The sequence below is a fragment of the Serratia sp. K-E0102 genome (assembly GCF_029962625.1).
Taxonomy (GTDB): Bacteria; Pseudomonadota; Gammaproteobacteria; order Enterobacterales; family Enterobacteriaceae; genus Serratia; species Serratia sarumanii.
Genome location: NZ_CP124754.1, coordinates 3490215 through 3510726 on the forward strand (window position 1 = coordinate 3490215; position 20512 = coordinate 3510726).

The window sequence follows — 20512 nt, forward strand, 5'->3', positions numbered from 1 at the left end:
AATACGCGCGAACTTTCACAAAACCTTACAGACAAACAAAATAAAGCACTTAAAGACAAAGAATAGATTAATTGATAAAAAATCATGTAGTTATACATATCTTTAAGAAAAAAAAGCCAACCATACAATTGAGACGGGCAATAAGCACATTGTGCCAAAACGCGCCCCACACGCAGCCGCTATCATCATTATTTTCATTATTACCTTCATTATCGGAAGATAATTTCTGCATTCCTTTTAACCGGCTTCTGGCCGGTTTTTTATTTCCCTCCATACTCCCCTCACAATTTCGACTCGCACAAATAGCAAGCAAATAAATAACCCAATGATATAGTTTCACTAATTTACCGCCGCACTAATTGCTAATCTTTTTCCTTATTTTAGCCTACAAATTGAACTTGTTTTTCATTTCGTGCTTTATCTTGCCGATTATTTCCCGCCGCAGGCACAATTAGCCGCAGAGTTTCAGTACTGGTAATCTGAAAAAAGCGCACCTTCAGCGAGTAAAATTCATGATGCCCTTTCAACCCGACGTGCTGTGGCGGCGGCTGCAAAGTTCCCCCTTCCGCGCTCGCTTCCGTTTAAATGCCAAAGACCAGGCTTATCTCGAGGGTAAAGGATTGCCCCTTATCCTCAGCCATGCCCGCGATTTTATCGATCGCCGCCTGGCCGCCGCCCACCCTAAAAACGACGGCAAGCAAACGCCGATGCGTGGCCACCCGGTGTTCGTCGCCCAGCACGCCACCGCCACCTGCTGCCGCGGCTGCCTGGAAAAGTGGCACGGCATACCGCAGGGCGTCGCACTGGACGAGCGGCAAAAGGACTATATTGTCCAGGCTATCGCGCTGTGGCTGGTGCGCAGAGGCGGCGCCTGGGATGTGTCAGGCACGAATATTTTCGACCCGGATCGCGGATTGTGATAAAAACTGTCAGTAACTTTCACCATTCTTTTGACCCAAGATCCTGACGCTTACATGACAGCCACCTTGTGCAATGAACAGCAAACGCCCGGCGTTCCTCAACAGATCGCCACCCGTCTGGCCTTTTTCGTCGCCGGTCTCGGCATGGCCGCCTGGGCGCCGCTGGTCCCCTTCGCCAAAGCGCGCATTGGCATCGACGACGGATCGCTCGGCCTGTTGCTGCTCTGTATCGGCGCCGGCTCCATGCTGGCGATGCCGCTGACCGGTTTCCTGACCGGCAAATTGGGCTGCCGCGCGGTGATCTTGATGGCGGGGCTGGGATTGTGCATCGATCTGCCGCTGCTGGCGCTGATGGACTCTCTCGGCGGCATGGCCGTGGCGCTGCTGCTGTTCGGTGCGGCGATCGGCATGATCGACGTAGCGATGAACGTTCAGGCGGTGATCGTCGAACGCGCCAGCGGCAAGGCGATGATGTCCGGCTTTCACGGTTTCTTCAGCATCGGCGGCATTGCCGGTGCCGGCGGCGTCAGCGCGCTGCTGTGGCTGGGGCTGACGCCGCTGCAATCCACCCTGCTTACCGTACTGGCGGTGATAGTGCTGCTGGCGCTCGCCAGCCGCCATCTGCTGCGTGAGAGCGGCGCCGACGACGGCGGGCCGATGTTCGTCTTGCCGCGCGGCTGGGTGATGTTCATCGGCATTCTTTGCTTCATCATGTTCCTGGCGGAAGGATCGATGCTCGACTGGAGCGCGCTGTTCCTCACCACATTGCGCGGCGTCGAACACAGCCAGGCCGGTCTGGGCTATGCGCTGTTTTCCATCACCATGACGCTCGGTCGCCTCAATGGCGATCGGGTAGTGAACTCACTGGGCCGCTACCGGGTGTTGCTGCTGGGCAGCCTGTGCGCCGCTCTCGGCCTGAGTCTGGCCATCGCCTTCAATCACGCCACCGTGTCGCTGGTCGGTTTCATGCTGGTCGGCCTGGGCGCCTCGAACGTGGTGCCGATCCTGTTCAGCGCTGCAGGCAACCAGCGCGACATGCCGGCCAATTTGGCGATCGCCTCCGTCACCACCGTGGGCTATGCCGGTATTCTGGCCGGCCCGGCGCTGATCGGCTTCATCGCTCAGTTTTCCAGCCTGACGGTGGCCTTCGCCTGCGTAGCCGCTCTGCTGTTGGCGGTGACCGCCAGCGCCAGGGCCGTCACTCGCTGATTCAGGAATGCGCAGCCACTATGCAAAATAAACAATTGACCATCAGCTCCAGCAACATTACCCGCTGCTTCCTGCTGTTTATCGTGCTGCTGACGATCGGCATCGGCCTGTATGGCTACAACTACACCAACGCCTGGCTGGCGGAAAAAAAGTACGCGCTGAACAGCATTGCCGGTTCGCTGCAAAAGCGCATCGATACCTACCGCTATATGACCTATCAGGTCTATGACAAATTCGGCAATGCGCCGGCGCAGAATGTCGATCCCGGTTTGCAGGAAACCCGCCTGCGGCCCGACGTCTATTATATCGAGAAACCGCACAAGAAAACCGACGCGGTGATCTTCGGCAGCCATGACGAGAGCACGCTGGCGATGATCGCCAACATCTCGGATTACCTGGACACCCGCTGGGGCGCCAAGACCGAAAACTACGCCATGTATTACCTCAATGGTCAGGACAACAGCCTCAGCCTGATCACCACTCAGCCGCTCAAAGAGCTGGCTTCGCGCTTTCGGGAAAGCTACCTGACCACCTCGGCGGACGAACGCCGCGCCGAGATGCTGCAGCAGGCCAATATGCTCGACGAGCGCGAGAGCTTTTCCGATCTGCGCAAGCAGCGCTTCCAGAACGCCTATTCGTTCTCGATTCGCACCACTTTCAATCAGCCAGGGCATCTGGCGACGGTGATCGCCTTCGACTTGCCGATCAACGACATCATTCCGGCCAATCTGGCCCGCGCCAATTTCCTGCTGCAGCCGGACGATGTCGATCTCGACGACAGCACCATCCCGGCGGAAACCGTCCTCGGCACCCATGCGACGATGAGCGGCGGCTGGGTGGAGTTCAGCGCCGCCCTGCCCAATGCGCCGCTGAAGGTGGTGTATCGCGTTTCGGCCATCAATCTGGCCATCGACCTGCTGCGCAACAACATCTGGCTGATCGCGGTCAACTTGCTGCTGCTGGCGCTGTCGATGCTGAGCATCTACTTTATCCGCCGCCAGTACATTCGCCCGAGCGAAAACATGGCGGTGGAACTGGAGGCCGAGCGCGCGCTGAATCAGGAAATCGTCTCCAGCCTGCCTTCCGGCCTGCTGGTCTACAGCTTCGCCAACAATGCGGTGATCGCCAGCAATAAAATCGCCGAGCACCTGTTGCCGCACCTCAGTCTGCAAAGGATCGCCCATATGGCCGAACAGCATCACGGGGTGATCCAGGCGACGGTCAACAACGAGGTGTATGAAATCCGCATCTTCCGCAGCCAGCTGTCGCCGGACACCTACCTGTTCCTGATGCACGATCAGGATAAAGAGGTGATGGTGAACAAGCGGCTGCAGCAGGCACGGCGCGAATACGACAAAAACGTTCAGGCGCGCAAGCTGATGCTGCACAACCTGGGCATTGAGCTGAATCAGCCGGTACGCCAGATGCACGATCTGGTCGATCGTCTGCACGGCCGGCCGGATGAGGAACAGCAGCAGGCGCTGCTGGGCCAGCTGACGGCGGCGTCGGCTTCGGTGCTGGAATTGATCGATAACATCACCCTGCTGACCCGGCTGGAAACCCAGGACTGGCAACCCTCGCGCGAGCCGTTTAGCCCGACGGCGATGATCGACGAGTTGCTGTTGGAGGCCCTGCCCGCCCTTAATCAGAAGGGGCTGGCGCTGTTCAAGCATTTCCAGCTGGACGTCGAGCAGAACTATATCGGCGACGCCAACGCGCTGCGCAAGGTGATCTCGCTGCTGGTGCATTACGCCATTATCACCACCGCCTGCGGCAAGATTTCCCTGGTTGTCGACCATGAGCCCGAGCACCCGGATCGCCTGATTTTCCAAATCAACGACACCGGCTCCGGCATCTCCAACGAAGAGATCAGCAACCTCAACTATCCGTTCCTCAGCCAGACGCTGGTGGACCGCTTCAACCACGGTTCCGGCCTCACCTTCTTCCTGTGCAATCAGCTGTGCAAGAAGCTTAACGGCCAGTTGGACATTCGCAGCAAGGTGGATATCGGCACTCGCTACACCATTCGCGTCGCCATGGAGATGGAGAAAAAAGAGCCGCAGGAGCAGGAAAAACTGCTCGACGGCGTCACCGCCCTGCTGGACGTCACGTCGGATGAAGTGCGCGGCATCGTGACCCGTCTGCTGCAGGCCTACGGCGCCGACTGCCTCGTCGCCGACGATCGCGCGGTCAATCGCGATTATGACGTGCTGCTGACCGATAACCCGCAGCGAGCCGATGATTACACCCTGCTGCTGGCGACCGATGAGCCGGGTTGGCAAGCGCTGGATAAACGCTACATTCGGGTGAACTACAACCTGAACGGCGCATTAATCGACGCCGTGCTGATACTGATCGAACAGCAAATGGCCGCGCTGGAACAGGAAGAAAGCCCGCTTTCATTGAGTTCAGAAGATATCCAACTCTATGAAAAACAATTGAAATCAAGTGATTACTATGGGCTGTTTGTCGATACAGTACCCGACGATGTCAAAAAACTGTATACTGAGGCGGGCAGCAGTGATTTCAATGCGCTGTCACAAACCGCACATCGCCTGAAAGGCGTGTTTGCCATGTTAAATCTGCTTCCCGGCAAGCAGCTGTGCGAATCGTTAGAACAGCGCATCGCAGAAGGTGATGCGCCCGAGATCGAGAATAACATCAGTCAGATTGATTTTTTCGTCAGCAGACTGCTGAAGCAAGGTAGCCAACAACATGAATAACCTGAACGTAATTATTGCTGATGACCATCCTATCGTACTGTTTGGCATCCGGAAGTCACTTGAGCAAATTGAATGGGTGAATGTCGTTGGGGAGTTCGAAGACTCAACCGCACTGATCAACAATCTGTCCAAGCTGGACGCCAACGTGCTGATCACCGATCTGTCGATGCCGGGTGACAAGTATGGCGACGGCATCACGCTGATTAAGTACATCAAGCGTCACTATCCGCAGTTGTCGATCATCGTGCTGACCATGAACAACAACCCGGCGATCCTGAGCGCGGTATTGGATCTGGATATCGAAGGCATCGTGCTGAAACAAGGCGCGCCGACCGATCTGCCGAAGGCGCTGGCCGCCCTGCAGAAAGGCAAGAAGTTCACGCCGGAAAGCGTCTCTAAACTGCTGGAGAAGATCAGCGCCAGCGGCTATGGCGACAAACGCCTGTCGCCGAAAGAGAGCGAAGTGCTGCGCCTGTTCGCCGAAGGTTTCCTGGTGACCGAGATCGCCAAGAAGCTCAACCGCAGCATCAAAACCATCAGCAGCCAGAAGAAATCGGCGATGATGAAGCTGGGCGTCGAGAACGACATCGCCCTGCTCAACTACCTCTCCTCCGTCAGCATGACGCCGTTGGACAAAGACTAAAGCCTGACTCACGGCAGGTTAACACCAAACAGGCACGGCATTCGCCGTGCCTGTTTGCTTTTCAAACCTCGCTGCGGCTGTAGCGCACCTGCTGGCTGTAGTAAGCCAACGTCTGTTCCAGCGTCTCCAGCGTGACCGGTTTCGACAGGCAATTATCCATACCCGCCTCGAGGCAACGCTGCTTCTCTTCCGCCAGCGCGTTCGCCGTCACGCCGATCACCGGCGCGCTGAACTGCATCTGCCGCAGCGCCTGCGTCAGACGATAACCGTCCATATTCGGCATATTGACGTCGGTCAGCACAATATCGACGCGATGCTGTTTCAGCACGCCGAGCGCGTCGACGCCGTCGTTGGCGGTCACCACCTGATATCCCAGCGATCCCAGCTGATCGGACAACAGGCGACGGTTGATCGGATGATCGTCGACCACCAGCAGATGAATATCGCCGTTGTCCGCCGCGCTGGCCTTGGCGGGCACCGGCAGCTGCACCAGCGCTTCTGCCGCGCCGCTGCCGACGCCGAACAACCGGTTGAGCAAGGTCAGCGTTTCACGCGGCGTGGAGGTGCTGTGCATCCAATAGCCCGGCCGGGTTTCCTGTGATGGGCCGATATGCTCGGTGGAGAATTGGATCTGAGCCAGCAGCGGCGCATCCAGCATCAGCGGATGATCGCTGAGCAGCACCTCTCCCGCGGCGGTCTCCTGCCCGTCATAGCGCTGGATATCGGCGCCGTAGCCGCCCAGGATCGCCATCAGGTAACTTTCCAGCCGCTGATTGCGGATATCCAGCCACAGCCGACGCCCCTGCCAGGTATCGCTGGCCTGCGGGATCGGGAACTGGGCGTTAAACAATGGAATGCGAATGCTGAACAAGCTGCCCAGGCCCGGCTCGGACTCGACGGAGACGTCGCCGTCCATCAGGTTGACCAATTTCTCGCAGATCGCCAATCCCAGGCCGGTGCCCTGGAAATGACGCTGCACGCCGGTCCCCACCTGGAAGAACGGATCGAACAGGCGCGAAATCTCCTTCTCCGGGATGCCGACGCCGGTATCGCGCACGCTGAACTCCAGGTAGCTGCCGCGGGTGCAGACCTGCAGCACGATACAGCCGGTATCGGTGAACTTGATGGCGTTGTTCACCAGGTTGGAGAGCACCTGCTGCAGCCGCACCGGATCGCCGAAGATGCGCTCCGGCACGTTCTGTTCGATAAAGCAGTACAGCCCCAGACGTTTCTTGACCACCAGCGGCAAATAGTTGCCGGCGATATGGGTGATCACCTCCAGGCAGGAGAACTCGCGCGGTTCAATCTTCAACTGCTCGGACTCGATTTTGGAGAAATCGAGAATGTCGCTGATGATTTTCAGCAGCAGGCCGGAAGAGTTGTTCATCGCATTGACCAGCCGATCGACCCCTTGCGGCAACGCCTTGGTTTGCAGCAGATCAAGGTTGCCGATAATGCCGTACAGCGGCGTGCGCAGCTCATGGCTGACGGTGGCCAGGAACATCGATTTCGACTGGCTGGCCTGCTCCGCCGCCGCCGCCATCTCCTGCAGCGACTCTTCCATCTTCACGCGCGCGCTGACGTCCACCAACACGCAAATCGCCACCTCTTCGTTACGGTAGCGCGAATGGACAAAGCTGATCTGCAGGTTGTTGTTGTTGCTGGTCATCACATCGACGAAATTCGCCTGCTGTTCGCAAATGATGCGCGTTATGCGATCGCGATCTTCGTGGGTCAACAGGTTGATGTAGTTGTGCGCCAGTTCGTTACTCAGGATATTGGTGCCGTCGCTGATGCGCAGGATACAGATGCCCACCGGCGCCGAAGCGACGATCTTGCGGTTGAACTGCTCGTGCTCTTCCAGGCGAAACGCGTTGTCCTCCGCCGGCAGGAACATCTTGCGCTCAAACAGCCACGCCAGCGTGAACAGCACGATGGCCGACAGCAGGTTCAGCAACAGCGCGTTGAGGATCAGCATTTTGAAGCGTTCCACCACGCTTTTCACCGGCAGCGCATAGACGATGCTCAGCGAAGAAGGCGGCAGCGCTTTCTTCAGGATCAGGTCGCGGTAATTGTCGACATAACCGAAGTAGGCATGCTCTTCGGGGTAGCTGTTGAGCGCAGCGGCATAGCGTTCGCCATCCGCCAGGCGCAGCACCGGCTCGTTGTTCTCATCCAGCAGCGTGACGCCGATCGGCAGGTTGCCGGCGGTAACGAAATCTTCCAGCCGAACGGTTTGCTCGATGCCCAGCAACGCCTCCAGCTTGTTGCCGATATAGAGAGGCGTCAGCACGTACAGATAACCGACGTCCGGCCGCTGCGCGCTGGGGCTGATCCAATACAGGTTGTTGTCTTTGTCGAGATTCTTGGCGTTGCGGTATTTCAGAATGCGCTCGTGCAGCAACTTCAGCATGTTTTCCCGATTGGCGCTCGCGTTGCCGCCGCCGAATTCCGCCATACACAGGCTGTCGCCGCCGATGAAGAACACCCGGTTGAGATCGTAGGCCGCCACGAAGTTCTCTTTCCAATACTGGATCAGGCCGCTCAGCGAATCGAGCGAACTGCGATAGGTGGTGCTCAGCGCGCAGTTGGACTCCGGGTACAGCGGAAAGAATTGCGGCGGGCTGCCCTTGCCGGGGATCACGCCGCTGAACATGTCCAGGCCGCTGACCGAACCGTTGAGGCGATTTTCCGCCATATACTTGATGTCGCGAATGATGTCAGCGGAGTGACGGATGTAGCCCTGCGCCTGGTCGAAGTTGAGGTTGTACTCCTGCCGGATGTCCGATTCTTTCTGATGCAGGATATTCAGAATATAAAAGGTGGTGAGCAGCGCACCCAACGACCACAGCAAAATCGCCAGTACCCGGAACAGATAGCGGGATATCTTCAGCGTAGTTCGAAAAGAGGCTAAGTATTTCAATCGGATACCATACGAAAGTCAGTGGCGGCGCACGCTGTCGCCGGCGCGGCGGCCGGCGGCTCGGTGCGCCAATTAAATCATATAACTGAAAAAGGGCCTAGCATCGCTGCCAGACCCTTTTGTCTCAGTGCATCATGGTGCCGGCATGCCGACGCCCTTTGCTTTAAACGTTGTCGTCATCCATCGGCTCAGCCGCGTCGTCGCCATCGTCCAGCGGCGTGGTGTCTTCTTCCACCGCTTCCGCGCCCGGCTCCAGGCTGTCCAGCTCTTCGTCTTCCACCGGCTCGGCCACGCGCTGCAGACCGACGACGTTTTCGTCTTCCGCCGTACGGATCAGCGTCACGCCCTGGGTGTTACGGCCCACCACGCTGACTTCCGAAACGCGGGTACGCACCAGCGTGCCGGCATCGGTGATCATCATGATCTGGTCGCTGGTTTCCACCTGCACGGCGCCGACCACCTGGCCGTTACGCTCGCTCACCTTGATGGAGATAACCCCCTGGGTGGCGCGCGACTTGGTCGGGTACTCGGTCACCGCGGTACGTTTACCGAAGCCGTTTTGCGTGACGGTCAGGATGTCGCCTTCGCCTCGCGGCACAATCAGCGAGATCACGCTGTCGCCTTCGCCGAGGTTGATGCCGCGCACGCCGGTCGCGGTACGGCCCATCGAACGCACCTGCGTTTCCGGGAAGCGCACCACTTTACCGTTGGCGGAGAACAGCATCACTTCGTTGCTGCCGTCGGTCAGATCGACACCGATCAGCTCGTCACCCTCGTTGAGGTTGACGGCGATGATGCCGGCGCTGCGTGGGCGGCTGAACTCGGTCAGCGCAGTTTTCTTCACGGTACCGCTGGCGGTGGCCATGAACACGTGGCGCCCTTCTTCATACTCGCGCACCGGCAGAATGGCGGTGATACGCTCATCGGCTTCCAGCGGCAGCAGGTTGACGATTGGGCGACCGCGCGCGCCGCGGCTGGCTTCAGGCAGTTGGTACACCTTCATCCAGTACAGGCGGCCACGGCTGGAGAAACACAGGATCGTATCGTGGGTGTTGGCCACCAGCAGACGATCGATAAAGTCTTCTTCTTTGATACGCGCCGCAGACTTGCCTTTGCCGCCGCGGCGCTGCGCTTCATAGTCGGACAGCGGCTGATACTTCACGTAGCCCTGGTGAGACAGGGTCACCACCACGTCTTCCTGGTTGATCAGGTCTTCGATGTTGATGTCGGAAGTATTGGCGGTGATCTCGGTGCGGCGGCCGTCGTTGTACAGCTCTTTGACTGCCACCAGCTCTTCGCGGATCACTTCCATCAGGCGCTCTGGGCTTTCCAGGATAAAGATCAGCTCGGCGATAAAGTTGAGCAGCTCTTTATATTCGTCCAGCAGCTTCTCGTGCTCCAGGCCGGTCAGTTTCTGCAGGCGCAGATCCAGAATCGCCTGAGCCTGCTGCTCGGTCAGGTAGTATTTGCCGTCGCGGATGCCGAACTCCGGCTCCAGCCACTCAGGGCGGGCGGCGTCGTCACCGGCGCGCTCCAGCATGGCGCTGACGTTGCCCAGATCCCACGGCTGCGCCACCAGCGCGACTTTCGCTTCGGCCGGGGTCGGCGCACGGCGAATCAGCTCGATGATCGGATCGATGTTGGCCAGCGCGATAGCCAGCGCTTCCAGGATATGGGCGCGGTCGCGGGCCTTGCGCAGTTCGAAGATGGTGCGACGCGTAACCACTTCGCGGCGGTGACGCACGAAGGCTTCGAGGATGTCTTTCAGGTTCAGCAGCTTAGGCTGGCCCTGATGCAGCGCGACCATGTTGATGCCGAAAGTGACCTGCAGTTGCGTCAGCGCATACAGGTTGTTCAGCACCACTTCGCCGACCGCGTCGCGTTTGACTTCGATCACGATGCGCATGCCGTCTTTATCGGACTCGTCGCGCAGCGCGCTGATGCCTTCCACACGCTTTTCTTTCACCAGCTCGGCGATCTTCTCGATCAGACGCGCCTTGTTCACCTGATACGGGATCTCGTGAACGATGATGGTTTCGCGCCCGGTCTTGGCGTCGGCTTCCACTTCCGCGCGCGCGCGCAGGTAGACTTTGCCGCGCCCGGTGCGGTAGGCCTCTTCAATGCCGCGACGGCCGTTGATGATCGCCGCCGTCGGGAAGTCCGGCCCCGGGATGTGTTCCATCAGCCCTTCGATGCTGATGTTTTCATCGTCGATATAGGCCAGGCAGCCGTTGACGACTTCCGCCAGGTTGTGCGGCGGGATATTGGTGGCCATGCCCACGGCGATGCCCGACGAGCCGTTGACCAGCAGGTTCGGGATCTTGGTCGGCATGACGGCCGGGATCTGCTCGGTGCCATCATAGTTAGGCACGAAGTCGACGGTTTCTTTTTCCAGATCCGCCAACAGTTCGTGAGCAATCTTGGACATGCGCACTTCGGTATAACGCATCGCCGCGGCGGAGTCGCCGTCGACGGAGCCGAAGTTACCCTGACCGTCCACCAGCATGTAGCGCAGTGAAAACGGCTGAGCCATACGCACGATAGTGTCGTAAACCGCGCTGTCATCGTGCGGGTGATATTTACCGATCACGTCCCCGACGACACGGGCCGATTTCTTGTATGGTTTATTCCAGTCGTTACCCAATACGCTCATCGCGTACAGAACGCGGCGGTGAACCGGCTTCAGTCCATCACGAACATCTGGCAGCGCACGTCCGACAATAACGGACATCGCATAGTCCAGATACGAGTTTTTCAACTCGTCTTCGATGTTTACCGGTGTGATTTCTCTGGCAAGGTCGCTCATGGAGCTGCTATCCCTCTACTAATGATTCATCTGCCCGCTGCCATAGTGGCAAAGGTGTAAAACTATATCACAAAGCACGCTTTACGGGAAAATAACCGCCGCTGTTTCACGGAAATTGTGCAGATAAGTGCGCTAAAAACGCATCGGCGCAGACGATGCCGCGCCGGAACATGTATAATCCGCGCAACGAGAACAAGGAGCCAGACAAGCCCATGAACGCAGAATCATCCAGCCGAGTGCAAAACGTTGACCACCAGGAAATCGCCAAGTTCGAGGCCGTCGCCTCCCGCTGGTGGGATTTGGAAGGCGAGTTCAAACCGCTGCACCGCATCAACCCGCTGCGCCTGAACTACATCATGCAGCGCGCCGGCGGCATTTTTGACAAGCAGGTGCTCGACGTGGGCTGCGGCGGCGGCATTCTGGCGGAAAGCATGGCGCGCGAAGGCGCCAAGGTGACCGGGCTGGACATGGGCGCGGAACCGCTGCAGGTCGCGCGGCTGCACGCGCTGGAAAGCGGCATGGACGTCACCTATGTGCAGGAGACGGTGGAAAGCCACGCTCAGGCCAACCCGCAACGCTACGACGTGGTCACCTGCATGGAGATGCTGGAGCACGTGCCGGATCCGGCCTCGGTGGTGCGCGCCTGCGCCCAGCTGGTGAAACCGGGCGGCCACGTGTTCTTCTCCACCATCAACCGCAACACCAAAGCCTGGCTGATGGCGGTGATCGGCGCGGAGTACGTGCTGAAGATGGTGCCGCAGGGCACCCACGATCATAAGAAGTTCATTCGCCCTTCCGAACTGATCGGCTGGGTCGACGGCACGCCGCTGCGCGAAAAGCACATGATCGGCCTGCATTACAACCCGATCACCGATCATTTCAAGCTTGGGCGCAACGTTGACGTGAACTACATGGTGCACACCCAGCACGAAGGTTAAGCGCTGTAAACCGCGCCGGCCCTGCATTACCGGGGGGCGGCGCCGTTGGCGCATTCGGAAAAATACCTAATTTCCGCGATTTCGCTCAAAATACCCGTTGTAAACAGTTTTTTAGAATATTAAATCAGATCAATATGCCGTTTTTTTCTAACGTTTAATAAAGCGCCAAACGATCGATTTTTTCAGTTTTTCAGTAAAATCTGATCGCGCTTATTGACAAGCTTGTCGCGCCAGTCACGGCGCGCACTGTGAACGGCAAGTTACATTTCACCCCCAAGTTATCCACAAATTAGGCCGGTTTTGTTCACTTGCAAACGCCGTTTTTTCTCACTATCTTGTTACCTCACCGACATACAACCCCTATATATAGTGTTTACATACTGAGCAGAGCGACTACACTTCTGCTTAGGGGCACCATACGGACAGGTAAAACACCACATGAACCAAAGTCTGCTTGTAACTAAACGCGATGGCCGTAAAGAGCGCATCAATCTCGACAAAATCCACCGGGTCATCGATTGGGCCGCAGAGGGATTACACAACGTCTCGGTTTCTCAAGTAGAGTTGCGTTCACACATTCAGTTTTATGACGGCATCAAAACCGCCGACATTCACGAAACCATCATCAAAGCCGCAGCCGATCTGATCTCCCGCGATGCGCCGGACTATCAGTACCTGGCCGCTCGCCTGGCGATCTTCCACCTGCGTAAAAAGGCTTATGGCCAGTTCGAGCCGCCGAAGCTGCACGCTCACGTGACGCGCATGGTCGAGATGGGCAAATACGATAAGCATCTGCTGGAAGACTACAGCGCTGAAGAGTTCGAGCAGATGGATTCCTTTATCGATCACTGGCGCGACATGAACTTCTCTTATGCCGCCGTCAAGCAGCTGGAAGGCAAGTATCTGGTGCAGAACCGCGTCAGCGGCGAGATCTACGAAAGCGCCCAGTTCCTGTACATGCTGGTGTCCGCTTGCCTGTTCTCCAACTACCCGCGTGAAACCCGTCTGGACTACGTCAAACGTTTCTACGACGCGATTTCCACCTTCAAGATTTCGCTGCCTACGCCGATCATGTCCGGCGTGCGCACCCCAACCCGCCAGTTCAGCTCCTGCGTGCTGATCGAGTGCGGCGACAGCCTGGATTCCATCAACGCCACCTCCAGCGCCATTGTGAAATACGTTTCGCAGCGCGCCGGCATCGGCATCAACGCCGGCCGCATCCGCGCGCTGGGCAGCCCGATCCGCGGCGGTGAAGCCTTCCATACCGGCTGTATTCCGTTCTACAAACACTTCCAGACCGCCGTCAAATCCTGCTCGCAGGGCGGCGTGCGCGGTGGCGCGGCAACGCTGTTCTACCCGATGTGGCACCTGGAAGTGGAAAGCCTGCTGGTGTTGAAAAACAACCGTGGCGTTGAAGGCAACCGCGTGCGTCACATGGACTACGGCGTGCAGCTGAACCGCCTGATGTACCAGCGTCTGATCAAGGGCGAAGACATCACCCTGTTCAGCCCGTCCGACGTGCCGGGGCTGTATGACGCGTTCTTCGCCGATCAGGACGAATTCGAACGCCTGTATACCCAGTACGAGAAAGACGACAGCATTCGCCAGAAGCGCGTGAAAGCGGTTGAGCTGTTCTCGCTGATGATGCAAGAGCGCGCCTCTACCGGCCGCATCTACATCCAGAACGTCGACCACTGCAACACCCACAGCCCGTTCGATCCGCAGATCGCGCCGGTGCGTCAGTCCAACCTGTGCCTGGAAATCGCCCTGCCGACCAAGCCGCTGGAAGACGTCAACGACGAAAACGGCGAGATCGCGCTGTGCACCCTGTCGGCCTTCAACCTGGGCGCGATCGACAGCCTGGACGATCTGGAAGAGCTGGCGACCCTGGCGGTGCGCTCGCTCGACGCCCTGCTGGATTACCAGGATTATCCGATCAAGGCCGCGCACCGTGGCGCGATGGGCCGCCGCACCCTGGGCATCGGCGTTATCAACTTCGCCTATTACCTGGCGAAGAACGGCGTGCGCTACTCCGACGGCAGCGCCAACAACCTGACGCACAAAACGTTCGAAGCCATTCAGTACTACCTGCTGAAAGCCTCCAACCGCCTGGCTCAGGAACAAGGCGCTTGCCCGTGGTTCAAAGAGACCACTTATTCGCAGGGTATCCTGCCGATCGACACTTACAAGAAAGACCTGGATGCGGTCTGCAGCGAGCCGCTGCACTACGACTGGGAAACCCTGCGTAAAGAGATCCAGGAAACCGGCCTGCGCAACTCGACCCTGTCTGCGCTGATGCCATCGGAAACCTCTTCGCAGATTTCCAACGCCACCAACGGCATCGAGCCGCCGCGCGGCCACATCAGCATCAAGGCGTCGAAAGACGGCATCCTGCGCCAGGTGGTGCCGGAGTATGAGCGTCTGAAAGACAACTACGAGCTGCTGTGGGAAATGCCAAGCAACGACGGCTATCTGCAGCTGGTGGGGCTGATGCAGAAATTCATCGACCAGTCGATTTCGGCCAACACCAACTACGATCCGACCCGCTTCCCGGGCGGCAAGGTGCCGATGAAGCAGCTGTTGAAAGACCTGCTCACCACCTACAAGTTCGGCGTGAAAACGCTGTACTACCAAAACACCCGCGACGGTGCGGAAGACGCCCAGGAAGATTTGCAGCCTGCCAAGGCCGGCGATGACGACTGCGAAAGCGGCGCCTGCAAGATCTAAAGTTTGACCTAGCGGGCCGGAATTTTCCGGCCCCTTCATTTAGCCACGTTACGATGGATTCAGGCTTATGGCTTACACCACTTTTTCTCAGACCAAAAACGACCAGCTGCAAGAGCCGATGTTCTTCGGCCAGTCGGTAAACGTTGCGCGTTTCGACCAGCAAAAGCATGAAATCTTCGAAAAGCTGATCGAAAAACAGCTCTCCTTCTTCTGGCGCCCGGAAGAAGTTGACGTCTCCCGCGATCGCATCGATTACCAGGCGCTGCCGGAGCACGAGAAGCATATCTTCATCAGCAACCTGAAGTATCAGACGCTGCTGGATTCCATCCAGGGCCGCAGCCCTAACGTCGCTCTGCTGCCGCTGATCTCGATCCCTGAGCTGGAAACCTGGGTGGAAACCTGGTCATTCTCCGAGACCATCCACTCCCGTTCTTACACCCACATCATCCGCAATATCGTCAACGATCCGGCGCTGGTGTTCGACGACATCGTCACCAACGAAGAGATCAAAAAGCGCGCGAAAGACATCTCCGGCTACTACGACGATCTGATCGAGATGACCAGCTACTATCACCTGCTGGGTGAAGGCACCCACCAGGTGAACGGTAAAACCGTCACCGTCAATCTGCGCGCGCTGAAGAAACAGCTGTACCTGTGCCTGATGAGCGTGAACGCGCTGGAAGCGATCCGCTTCTACGTCAGCTTCGCCTGCTCCTTCGCGTTCGCCGAGCGCGAACTGATGGAAGGCAACGCCAAAATCATCAAGCTGATCGCCCGCGACGAAGCGCTGCACCTGACCGGCACCCAGCACATGCTGAACCTGATGCGTTCCGGCGCCGACGATCCGGAAATGGCGGAGATCGCCGAGGAATGCCAACAGCAGTGCTACGATCTGTTCGTGCTGGCTGCCCAGCAGGAAAAAGAGTGGGCGGAATACCTGTTCCGCGACGGCTCGATGATTGGCCTGAACAAAGACATCCTGTGCCAGTATGTGGAGTACATCACCAATATCCGCATGCAGGCGGTCGGCCTCGGTCTGCCGTTCGAAACCCGCTCCAACCCGATCCCGTGGATCAACGCCTGGCTGGTGTCCGACAACGTGCAGGTGGCGCCGCAGGAAGTGGAAGTGAGCTCCTACCTGGTTGGCCAGATCGACTCGGAGATCAACGCCGACGACCTGAGCGACTTCGAACTGTAAGCGATGGCGACGCCAATCGTAACGCTGCGCGCCGCCGGCACGCAGCTCTCCTGCCCCAACAGTGAAAACTGCCTGCTCGACGTGCTGGAACTGCACGACGTGCAGGTGGAGTACCAATGCCGCTCCGGCTATTGCGGCGCCTGCCGCCTGAAGCTGGTGAAAGGCGAAGTGGCCTACCGCCAACAGCCGCTGGCGTTTATCAACGCCGGCGAGATCCTGCCCTGCTGCTGCATGCCGCTGACGGATATCGAGCTGGAAATGTAAAGTCGGGTGCCGGAAACCGCGCCTGGAGACCAGAAGGCGGGGTTGCCCCCGCCCTATGATTACCGCTTCACCTCACACGCCAACCTGATCAGGATAGTGATATTTTCCTGGTAGATTTTCAGCTCGCACAACGAGTCTCTTATCATCCAGATAAATAACAAAACCGTAATACATACAACGGTTAGCGAATGAAGCACATGCCTTAAGCGCATGCTTGCCTCCTTGCTGTGAAGGGGCTACCATAACGGTGTCTAGGCGTTAGGGCAGCCCCATTCTGATTGAGAGTCAGTTTGGGGCTTTCATCTATCCGCCTTGTCACACAATGCCCAAGACGAACAGTCTCAAGCACCCGCCAAAAGAGTAACAGCATTCCCTCGCCGCGAATATCCCCTATAAGATTATGATTAATCAGGGATATATAACTATCCTCAAAGTATTTCGCTTAACGCCCCTTTCCTGCCGACGCGGAAAAATAACGCGCCGGGGGATCGCCAAAGGCTTTGCGAAACATGGCGATAAAATTACTCGGCGAGGCATATCCCAGCGTTTCCGCTATCTGCAGCACGGTTTCGCCGCGCAGGCGCTCAAGGACTATGGTGCAAGATCTGCAAACGCGGGGCGCGGCGGCGATACACCTTTCACGTCTGGCGTCCGAACGGCTGCTGCAAAGCCGTGACGCCGGCAACTCGGCGCCATGACCGTCACTCGATAATTTCCACCACCTCCAGCCAGGCGTTTTTACCGCACGCCTGGCCCCCATTCAGCCAGCGGCGCAGCATATCCAGCGCCAGCATCGCCACCGACTCCTGACGCAGCCGCAAGCCGTGGCGCGACGCACGATAACGAACGGTCTGGCCAATCCCGCCGCGCGGCGTATGCAGCGCAATGCTCACCTGATCGTCGCACATGGCGCTGACCGCCAACGCCAACGGCGCGCCGGTCAATTCCGCCAGAGAGCGGGCGCGCGCCAGCGTGGTTTCCAGCGTTTCGATGCAGTGCGCCGGCAGCAGTTCTCCCCCCGCCAGCGGCGCTCCTTCGCTCTGCAACTGCAGATTGATCAACCCGGCGCTGAACTGCTCGCTCAACGCCAGCTTCAGCCCTTGCTGATTCAGGCGCTGCGTCAGCGTCGACGGCAACCCGATAGTGCCTTCAAAGATGCAGTTGTCCCCCGCCACCTCGCGCACACGCCGCCAGGCCAGCTCCATTTCCGCACGCCGGCTTTCCGGCCCGGTCAGCTTCAGCTCGATGATCGGGCTGGAGGAACGGTAACCCAGCACCACATCCGGCGGCAGCGGCATACCGTCCAGTTCGGCGGCCAGATCGCTCTCGGAGGTGCCGAAGGTGGTCAGGCGCAGGCAGAGTGGCGGCGTCGGCAAGGTGAAGCGCTGGCGTAGACGCGGCACGATCTGCTGTTCGACCATCACTTTGAATTCCGACGGCACGCCGGGGGTGAAGAACATCTGACATCGGTTCAGCTGCAGCGCGAACCCGCAGGCGGTGCCCACCGGGTTATCCAGCATTTCCGCGTTGGCCGGGATCTGCGCCTGCTTGCGGTTGGAAGGGGCCATCGGCCGCCCGCGCTCGGCGAAATAGGCTTCCATGCGCGCCAGCCAGTCGGCCCGTTCGACCAGCTCTACGCCACAGGCTTTGGCGGCGGCCAGCGCGCTGAGATCGTCGCTGGTCGGCCCCAGGCCGCCGTTGACGATCAGCACATCGGCGATATGGCTTCTTTCCTGCAGGATCTCGATCAACGCAGAGAGGCTGTCCCCGACCGTTTCCCGCCCGCTCATCGGCACTCCCTGCTGGAACAGGTAGTCCGCCAGCCAGGCGGCGTTGGTATCAATAATTTGCCCGTGCAGCACCTCATCGCCGGTGCTGAGCATCTCCACCCTTAACATTGATCTCTCCCACATTTTTTGGTCATTCCACTATAGAAGCCCGTAAATAACTTTTCACTAGCCGCCTGCGGATAATTTCAGCCATGGGTCCGTTCCTCATGTGCCATGTAGCTCGCCGCAATGTAAACATTACTGTACACCATGCGTAACGTCGATTTGACACAAATTAGGGCTTCCACTATCCTGCCATCCTCATAAATCGTTACCTATAATTTTCAAAATCTTTCGGCTGGTAGAGAAAAAACGTGAAGAATCGCACTCTTGGCAGTGTTTTTATCGTGGCGGGCACCACCATTGGCGCCGGGATGCTGGCGATGCCGCTGGCGGCGGCCGGCGTCGGCTTCGGCGTCACGCTGGCCTTACTGGTCGGGCTGTGGCTGTTGATGTGTTACACCGCGCTGCTGCTGGTAGAGGTTTACCAGCATGAGCAGGCGGATACCGGTCTGGGCACCCTCGCCAAACGTTATCTCGGCGGCGGCGGCCAGTGGCTGACCAGCTTTAGCATGATGTTCCTGATGTACGCCCTCACCGCCGCCTACATCAGCGGCGCCGGCGAACTGCTCGCCACCAGCATCAGCCAGTGGACGTCGCAGGACTTCCCGGTGTCGCTCGGCGTTCTGCTGTTCACCCTGGTGGCCGGCGGCGTGGTGTGCATCGGCACCCACTCGGTCGATTTGTTCAACCGCATCCTGTTCAGCGCCAAAGTGGTATTTCTGGTGGTGATGCTAGGCCTGATGTTGCCGAATATCCACCAAACCAACCTGATGACGCTGCCGCTGGAGCAAGGCCTGGCGCTGTCGGCTATTCCGGTGATCTTCACCTCTTTCGGCTTCCACGGCAGCGTGCCGAGCATCGTCAACTATATGGGCGGCAACATTCGCAAACTGCGCTGGGTGTTTATCATCGGCAGCGCTATCCCGCTGATGGCCTACATCTTCTGGCAGCTGGCAACGCTGGGCAGCATCAGCTCCGACACCTTCGTCGGCATTCTGGCGCAGCAGGCCGGGCTGAACGGTCTGTTGCAGGCGGTGCGCGACGCGGTGGCTTCGCCGCACGTTGAACTGGCGGTGCACCTGTTCGCCGATCTGGCGCTGGCGACCTCGTTCCTCGGCGTCGCGCTCGGGCTGTTCGATTTCCTGGCCGATCTGTTCAAGCGGCAAGACAACGTGCGTGGCCGCCTGCAAACCGGTGCCATCACCTTCCTGCCGCCGCTTGCCTTTGCACTGTTTTATCCTCGCGGCTTCGTGCTGGCGTTGGGATTCGCCGCCATCGCTCTGTCGGTGCTGGCCCTGCTGTTGCCTTCACTGCTGGTATGGAAAACGCGCCAAAAACATCAGGCACAGTATCGCGTCTGGGGCGGTACGCCGGCGCTGGCGTTGGTGTTTGTCTGCGGGGTGACGGTGATCGCCATTCAACTGGGCATCGCCAGCGGCATGCTGCCGGCGGTAGGGTAAGCGGAACAGAAAGAACAAAGGGGCCTGAAGGCCCCTTTTTCACAGCGTCAGAAGCTCAGACCCACGCCGACGTAAGGGCCATCGGCCAGCGTGTTGTCGCGACGCCCGTCTTTGCCTTCCATTTGCATGTAACGGTAGCCCACGTCCACGCTCAGCGGACGGAACTTCCAGCGCAGGCCGCCGCTGGCTTCGTTATAGGCTTTCACGCCGCTGGTGAAGGATTCAGGGGCAAAGTACCCTTCGCCGTGCAGGCTGAAGTAACGGTTGATCTCCCACTCAAGGCCGCCGCCCAGCGCCACCGCCCCGCCGCTCTTCCCGTCTTTCGGGCTGAGGTACAGCGCTTTGGCGCCCACGGTCGCCGTCAACGGCCCCAGCGGCACGCCGAAGTTCAGCCCCAGGCTGCCGACGTTACCGTCGTGGTCGCTGCGCGCCCAGTTGCCGGTCAGGCCCAGACCAGAAGAGCCGGTGCTCATGCCAACGCCCAGGTTGGTGTAGTGCTGCCCGGCTTCGCCCGACACGCTGATGGCGTTCGCCGCGCCGGTCACCAACAGCAATCCTGCCGCGCACGCGACCCAAGTCTTTTTCATCATCTTTCCCTCTGGTTTGTCATCCGTACCGAATGATCGAATCAACGCATAATAATAACGTCACGAGTCTATACCAAAGCGCAATGAGTATTTAAGGGATAAAAGCGAAAAAATTCTTCAATAATCAAATAAATGTAAATATTTGCAAACAAGATTCTATATTCGTCAAGGCAATGCCAACGATAACCGAGACCTATTTGCCGCCGCTCGGCAATAGAGCTA

At 58.4% G+C, this 20512-nt stretch carries 15 protein-coding genes; 9 read left to right on the forward strand and 6 right to left on the reverse strand.

Features of this window, described 5'->3' with window-relative positions; translation table 11 throughout:
- The first annotated feature begins 512 nt into the window (after positions 1-512).
- From SSARUM2_RS16720 to rcsB, 4 genes are read left to right on the forward strand one after another with little or no spacing between them, the layout of a single operon-like run.
- Positions 513-920, forward strand: a complete 408-nt coding sequence (locus SSARUM2_RS16720) for a DUF4186 domain-containing protein (protein WP_072270117.1) — start codon at positions 513-515, stop codon at positions 918-920.
- Positions 921-974: 54 nt separating this feature from the next.
- A complete protein-coding gene (locus SSARUM2_RS16725; protein WP_033653783.1) occupies positions 975-2129 on the forward strand; it encodes an MFS transporter in 1155 nt (384 codons plus the stop codon).
- Positions 2130-2149: 20 nt separating this feature from the next.
- A complete protein-coding gene (gene rcsD, locus SSARUM2_RS16730) occupies positions 2150-4852 on the forward strand; it encodes a phosphotransferase RcsD (protein WP_060438461.1) in 2703 nt (900 codons plus the stop codon).
- A complete protein-coding gene (rcsB, locus tag SSARUM2_RS16735; protein WP_004935900.1) occupies positions 4845-5495 on the forward strand; it encodes a response regulator transcription factor RcsB in 651 nt (216 codons plus the stop codon). Before rcsD ends, rcsB begins: the two co-directional genes overlap by 8 nt.
- A 61-nt stretch (positions 5496-5556) precedes the next feature.
- On the opposite strand, the gene rcsC is transcribed toward rcsB, so the two are convergent.
- Positions 5557-8418: a two-component system sensor histidine kinase RcsC gene (gene rcsC, locus SSARUM2_RS16740; RefSeq protein ID WP_033653781.1), complete on the reverse strand. Its 2862-nt coding sequence runs from the start codon at positions 8416-8418 to the stop codon at positions 5557-5559.
- A 163-nt stretch (positions 8419-8581) separates the two neighbouring features.
- Entirely contained in the window at positions 8582-11224 is a 2643-nt protein-coding gene (gyrA, locus tag SSARUM2_RS16745; RefSeq protein WP_060426060.1) for a DNA topoisomerase (ATP-hydrolyzing) subunit A, read from the reverse strand.
- Between the two features lie 212 nt (positions 11225-11436).
- Between gyrA and ubiG the strand changes: the two genes are divergently transcribed.
- From ubiG to yfaE, 4 genes are all read left to right on the forward strand, one after another.
- A complete protein-coding gene (ubiG, locus tag SSARUM2_RS16750; protein WP_004935909.1) occupies positions 11437-12162 on the forward strand; it encodes a bifunctional 2-polyprenyl-6-hydroxyphenol methylase/3-demethylubiquinol 3-O-methyltransferase UbiG in 726 nt (241 codons plus the stop codon).
- Positions 12163-12600: 438 nt separating this feature from the next.
- Positions 12601-14889, forward strand: a complete 2289-nt coding sequence (nrdA, locus tag SSARUM2_RS16755; RefSeq protein ID WP_033635301.1) for a class 1a ribonucleoside-diphosphate reductase subunit alpha — start codon at positions 12601-12603, stop codon at positions 14887-14889.
- Between the two features lie 67 nt (positions 14890-14956).
- The gene (nrdB, locus tag SSARUM2_RS16760; protein ID WP_019453694.1) at positions 14957-16087 is read left to right on the forward strand and encodes a class Ia ribonucleoside-diphosphate reductase subunit beta; all 1131 of its coding nucleotides are present in this window, start codon (positions 14957-14959) and stop codon (positions 16085-16087) included.
- A 3-nt stretch (positions 16088-16090) separates the two neighbouring features.
- Entirely contained in the window at positions 16091-16351 is a 261-nt protein-coding gene (gene yfaE, locus SSARUM2_RS16765; RefSeq protein WP_033653779.1) for a class I ribonucleotide reductase maintenance protein YfaE, read from the forward strand.
- A 59-nt stretch (positions 16352-16410) separates the two neighbouring features.
- Here yfaE and SSARUM2_RS24375 read toward each other — a convergent pair whose 3' ends face one another.
- From SSARUM2_RS24375 to SSARUM2_RS16780, 3 genes are all read right to left on the reverse strand, one after another.
- Positions 16411-16563 (reverse strand): Hok/Gef family protein, encoded by a 153-nt coding sequence (locus SSARUM2_RS24375; RefSeq protein ID WP_033648029.1) that lies wholly within the window; start codon positions 16561-16563, stop codon positions 16411-16413.
- Positions 16564-16793: 230 nt separating this feature from the next.
- On the reverse strand, positions 16794-16916 hold the full coding sequence (locus SSARUM2_RS16775) for a helix-turn-helix domain-containing protein (protein WP_230199872.1): 123 nt from the start codon (positions 16914-16916) through the stop codon (positions 16794-16796).
- A 136-nt stretch (positions 16917-17052) separates the two neighbouring features.
- Positions 17053-18249 carry a nicotinamide mononucleotide deamidase-related protein YfaY gene (locus SSARUM2_RS16780; RefSeq protein ID WP_060438460.1) on the reverse strand — a complete coding sequence of 399 codons (1197 nt, stop codon included), beginning with the start codon at positions 18247-18249 and terminating at the stop codon, positions 17053-17055.
- Between the two features lie 245 nt (positions 18250-18494).
- On the opposite strand from SSARUM2_RS16780, the gene tyrP reads away from it, so the two are divergent.
- On the forward strand, positions 18495-19703 hold the full coding sequence (gene tyrP / locus SSARUM2_RS16785; RefSeq protein ID WP_015378562.1) for a tyrosine transporter TyrP: 1209 nt from the start codon (positions 18495-18497) through the stop codon (positions 19701-19703).
- Between the two features lie 47 nt (positions 19704-19750).
- Here the strand turns inward: tyrP and SSARUM2_RS16790 are convergent, their stop codons facing one another.
- Positions 19751-20290, reverse strand: a complete 540-nt coding sequence (locus SSARUM2_RS16790) for a YfaZ family outer membrane protein (protein WP_016926923.1) — start codon at positions 20288-20290, stop codon at positions 19751-19753.
- Positions 20291-20512 lie beyond the last annotated feature (222 nt).